This window comes from Kitasatospora sp. MY 5-36 (assembly GCF_001182915.1).
Taxonomy (GTDB): Bacteria; Actinomycetota; Actinomycetes; order Streptomycetales; family Streptomycetaceae; genus Kitasatospora.
Genome location: NZ_LFVW01000750.1, coordinates 1 through 4,946, shown reverse-complemented (window position 1 = coordinate 4,946; position 4,946 = coordinate 1). Strand labels below are relative to the sequence as shown.

The window sequence follows — 4,946 nt, the reverse complement described above, 5'->3', positions numbered from 1 at the left end:
GCGCCGCGGTGCAGTGCGGCCAGGCTCCCCAGCGAGCCGCTGACCCCGACCACCACCCTGGGTGCCGCGCCGTCCTCGTGCCGCCCGTTGCCGTGCATGTTCCGTCCTCGTGTGGTCGTGTTCTCCGTCGCCCCCCAGCCAACCGCCGCGCCGGGGCTGACCTGCGCTCCTTGACGGCTTCCTGACGTCCCGGAGGGCGTTCCCAACGCGCTCCATACGCGGCCCGCCGGGTTCCCGCGCCGCCGGGACCACCCGCGTCTCACCCGTTCGGCCTACTCAGCGGGCGAAGATCACCGCCGGATGGGTGGATGGAGACGGCCCGCCGGGATTCGGCATGCCCGCCGGGCGGTTCGATGTCGAACGTTCTAGGGAGCACGGGCTTGTACTACAGCAGCGGCAACTACGAGGCGTTCGCCCGGCCGAGGAAGCCCGAGGGGGCCGACCGCAAGCGGGCCTGGTTCGTCGGGTCGGGGCTCGCCGCACTGGCCGGGGCGGCGTTCCTGGTCCGGGACGGGCAGGTGCCCGGCGAGCGGATCACAATCCTGGAGCGCCTGAAGCTGGCCGGCGGCGCGCTGGACGGGATCGAGGTGCCCGAGAAGGGCTTCGTGGTCCGCGGCGGGCGCGAGCTGGAGGACCACATGGAGTGCCTGTGGGACCTCTTCCGCTCGGTGCCCTCACTGGAGGTCGAGGGCGCCTCCGTCCTCGACGAGTTCTACTGGCTCAACAAGGACGATCCCAACTTCTCGCTCCAGCGGGTCACCGAGCGGCGGGGCCAGGACGCGCGCACCGACGGCCTGTTCGCGCTCGACGACAAGGCGCAGAAGGACCTGGTCCGGGTCTTCCTCGCGACCCGGGAGGAGCTGGAGGGCAAGCGGATCGACGAGGTCTTCTCGCGGAACTTCCTGGACAGCAACTTCTGGCTGTACTGGCGCACCATGTTCGCCTTCGAGGAGTGGCACGGGGCGCTGGAGATGAAGCTCTACCTGCACCGCTTCATCCACCACATCGGCGGCCTGCCGGACCTGTCCGCGCTGAAGTTCACCAAGTACAACCAGTACGAGTCGATGGTCCTGCCGCTGACCCGCTGGCTGACGGACCAGGGCGTGCGGTTCCGCTACGAGGTCGAGGTCACCGACATCGACTTCGACCTCGCCCCCGGCGCCGACGGCTCCCCCGGCCGCAAGCAGGCCACCCGGATCCACTGGCGGGAGGCCGGCCGGGAGGGCGGGGTGGACCTCGGCCCGGACGACCTGGTGTTCACCACCATCGGCTCGCTCACCGAGAACTCCGACGACGGCGACCAGCACACCCCGGCCCGGCTGGACGAGGGCCCGGCCCCGGCCTGGGACCTGTGGCGCCGGATCGCCGCCAAGGACCCGGCCTTCGGCCGCCCCGAGGTGTTCTGCGGCAACATCCCGGAGAGCAAGTGGGAGTCGGCGACCGTCACCACCCTGGACCCGCGCATCCCGCGCTACATCCAGAAGGTCGCCCGGCGCGACCCGTTCGGCGGCGGCGTGGTCACCGGCGGCATCGTCACCGCCCGGGACTCCTCCTGGCTGCTGAGCTGGACGGTCAACCGCCAGCCGCACTTCAAGCAGCAGCCCGCCGACCGGATCGTGGTCTGGGTCTACTCGCTGTTCGTCGACCGACCCGGCGACTTCGTGAAGAAGCCGATGCAGGACTGCACGGGTGAGGAGATCACCCAGGAGTGGCTGTACCACCTGGGCGTCCCGGTCGGCGAGATCCCCGACCTGGCCGCGAACGCCGCCCGCTGCGTGCCGGTGATGATGCCGTACGTGACGTCCTTCTTCCTGCCCCGGCACGCGGGCGACCGGCCGGACGTAGTGCCGGAGGGCGCCGTCAACTTCGCCTTCATCGGCCAGTTCGCGGAGACCACCCGGGACTGCATCTTCACCACCGAGTACTCCGTGCGCACCGGCATGGAGGCCGTCTACCGGCTGCTCGACGTCGAGCGCGGCGTGCCCGAGGTGTTCAACTCCACCTACGACGTGCGCAAGCTGCTCGCCGCCACCACCCGGCTCCGGGACGGCGCCGAACTCGACCTGCCCGGGCCGGAGTTCCTGCGCAAGCGGCTGCTGCGCCGGCTGGAGGCCACCGAGATCGGCGAGCTGATGCAGGAGTTCGGGCTGATCGAGGACGAGCGGAGGTAGCCGGAGCGCACTGTCGGCGCTGACGGCGGTGGGGGCGGGTCCTGGGACCCGCCCCCACCGCTGCCCGTTCCGCCGTCCCGGGGCCGTGGCACCAGACGTGAATGGTGCTATCGTCACTAGCACCATGTTGCTGAAGCTGGACATCGGGGACACCCGACCACTGCACGAACAGGTCGCCGGCGCGATCAGACGAGCCGTCGCCGAGGGCGAGTGCGCCCCCGGGGACAAGCTGCCCCCGGCCCGGGAGCTCTCCCGGGCCCTGGGGGTGAACACCAACACCGTCCTGCGCGGGCTGCGCACGCTGCGCGACGAGGGGGTGTTGGAGTTCCGCCGGGGCCGCGGCATCACGATCGCGACCGGCGCCGACACCCGCTCCGAACTGGTGGACCGGGTACGGCAGTTGGTCGAGGACGCGGCCCAGGCCGGCTACAGCAGGAACGATCTCGTGGACATGATCAGGGGGATGTCGTGACGGACTCGGGGAACACCACGGAACCGACCACGGAACCGGCCGCCGCACGGCCACCGGCACCCGGTGGCGCCGTCTGGGCCGCGGCGGCCTGGTCGGTCGGGGTGCTGGCGCTGCTGGTCGCCCTGCCGCTGGTGGCGCGCCACCGGCTGCCGGACCCACTGGCCACCCACTGGGGCGGGCGGGAACCCGACGGCTCGATGTCGCTGACGGCGGCCACGGTCTTCCCGGCCGCGTTCTGGGCCGTCCTGGTGCTGATCTCGGTGGTCCTGCGGCGGTACTGGGCCGGCCGGACGCCCGGGGCCGCGTCGGCGATGCTGGCGGCCGGCGGGGTGCTGCTGACGGGGGCGCAGGCCTCCATCGTGCACGCCAACCTGGACCGCGCCCGCTGGCAGGACGCCGCCCCGATGGGCATCGAGGTGGTCCTGATCCTGCTGGCCACCGGCCTCGCCGGGGTGCTGGCGGTGCTGGCGGGCCGGCGCTACGGCGGCCGTCCGGAGCGGCACCCGGCGGCCGGGGCACCGGCGCTGGAGGTGCCGCCGGGCGAGCAGGTCGTCTGGCTCTCCCAGGCCGCCAACCCGTGGCTGCAGCTGTCCGCCGCGGTGCTCGGGCTGCTCTCGGTGGCGGGGGTGCTGCTCACCGCGAGCGGGGTCGTCGACCTGGACTGGGTGCTGGTGCTGCCGCTCGCCGTCGGCGCCCTCGCGCTCCTCGGCTGCTCCTCGGTGCGGGCCCGGGTGACCGCCCGCGGCCTGACCGTCGGCTTCGGCCCGTTCGGGTGGCCCGCCCGCCGCTGGTCCCCCGCCGAGCTCGACTCCGCCCGCGCCGAGCGGCGCACCGCCGCGCAGTCGGGCGGCTGGGGCTACCGGATCAACGGGCTCGGCACCACCGTGATGGTGCGCCCGGGCGTCTGCCTGGTGGTCCGCACCCGTCGGGGCACGGACTTCGCGGTCAGCGTCGACGACGCCGAGCGCGGGGCCGCACTGCTCAACGCGCTGATCGCCCGCACCCGGCAGCCCACCGGCTGAATCGTTTCGGCAGCGGGGTACCCGGCGGTCCGGTCACCACGACCGGGCCGCCTCGCCGTTCCGACTCCCCTCAGGACTCCCCCGCGCGCAGTTCGGTGGCGATCTGCCGCCGTCCGGCGACCAGCGTCTCCAGCACCACCCCGAGGCAGGCCACCAGCGTCAGGCCCGCGGTGGGCAGCAGCACCGGCAGCGGCGCGGGATCGAGGGAGCCGCCCGTCCCGGCCCCGACCAGGGTCGAGAGGTCGAAGGCCGGCCCCAGCAGGACGGCCGCCAGCACCGCGACCCCGGCGCCGCCGACGGCCGCCGCCAGGGTCCGCGGCAGCGCCTCGGCGATGATCAGCGCCAGCCCCTGCCGGGGCCGCAGGCCCATGGTGCGCAGCCGGGCGAGCACCGCCGTACGGTCGGGCGCGGCCCGCAGCAGCGTCAACAGGACCGCGAGGACGGCGAATCCGGCGCTGGCCGGGGCCGCGTACCAGAACAGCCGTCCGGCGGCCTGCTGCAACGGGTCGTCGGCGAGCTGCGCGGCGTACTCGCGGCTGCTGCCGACCCGGTAGGCGGGCGGCAGTCCGTGGCTGCCCCGGCCGGCCGCCGCGGCCTCGTCCGCGATCAGCTTGTCGAGGCCGGTCGGCTCGACCAGGCCCCGCTCCAGGAGGAGCGACCTGATCCGCCCGGGGTCGAGGCCGTCGCCGACGGCCAGCCACCCGGTCCACCGGCCGAGTTCCGGCAGGCGCTCCACGGCGGGGCCGCTGGGCACCACGACGAACGGCTGCTCCGGCTCCGGCAGCGCCGGGGTCGCGGTGACGATCCCGGCGACGGTGGTGCGCAGTTCGCTCGCGGTGGACAGGTGCAGCGTCGGCGCGCCGGCGGCCAGGCGCGCGGCCAGGTCGCGGCTGAACAGCGCGGGCACCGGGGTGTCCGGGCCGCCGGGGGTGCCGGCGAGCTTCGCCGGGTCGAACGCGCCGGCCCCGAGGGTGCGGGCGATCGCGGCGTACGCGGTCGGCTCGGCGACCACCAGGGTCACCTTGGTGTAGTCGTTGGGGCCGGCGCCGACGAACCGCGCGCGCTGGTCCACCCGGACCGCGGTCGCGCTCCTGGCCTCCGGGAGTCCGCCCACGGCCTTGAGGAACGGGTCCGGCAGGGTCGCGTAGTCCGGGACGGAGACGGCGATGTCGCCGCCGGTCGCGAGCCGTCCGGCGCGCAGCCTGCCGTGGTCCACCGAGGCGAGCAGGGTGGCGCCGAAGCCGGTCGCGGTGACGGCGATCAGCAGGGCGAGCAGCGGCA

The 4,946-nt window shown here is 74.1% G+C and carries 4 protein-coding genes; 3 read left to right on the top strand and 1 reads right to left on the bottom strand.

All coding sequences use genetic code 11. The features are described from left to right. Positions 1-380 precede the first annotated feature (380 nt). The 3 genes from AE652_RS35170 (at position 381) to AE652_RS35160 (ending at position 3,665) form a co-directional block, all read left to right on the top strand. A complete protein-coding gene (locus AE652_RS35170; RefSeq protein ID WP_049659055.1) occupies positions 381-2,171 on the top strand; it encodes an oleate hydratase in 1,791 nt (596 codons plus the stop codon). Positions 2,172-2,295: 124 nt separating this feature from the next. After that, a complete protein-coding gene (locus AE652_RS35165) occupies positions 2,296-2,643 on the top strand; it encodes a GntR family transcriptional regulator (RefSeq protein WP_049659054.1) in 348 nt (115 codons plus the stop codon). Continuing rightward, positions 2,640-3,665 (top strand): DUF1648 domain-containing protein, encoded by a 1,026-nt coding sequence (locus tag AE652_RS35160; protein ID WP_234348656.1) that lies wholly within the window; start codon positions 2,640-2,642, stop codon positions 3,663-3,665. The genes AE652_RS35165 and AE652_RS35160 overlap by 4 nt, the downstream gene beginning before the upstream one ends. A gap of 70 nt (positions 3,666-3,735) precedes the next feature. On the opposite strand, the gene AE652_RS35155 is transcribed toward AE652_RS35160, so the two are convergent. Then, positions 3,736-4,946: FtsX-like permease family protein (locus tag AE652_RS35155; protein ID WP_049659053.1), on the bottom strand; the 1,211-nt coding region annotated here is incomplete at its 5' end.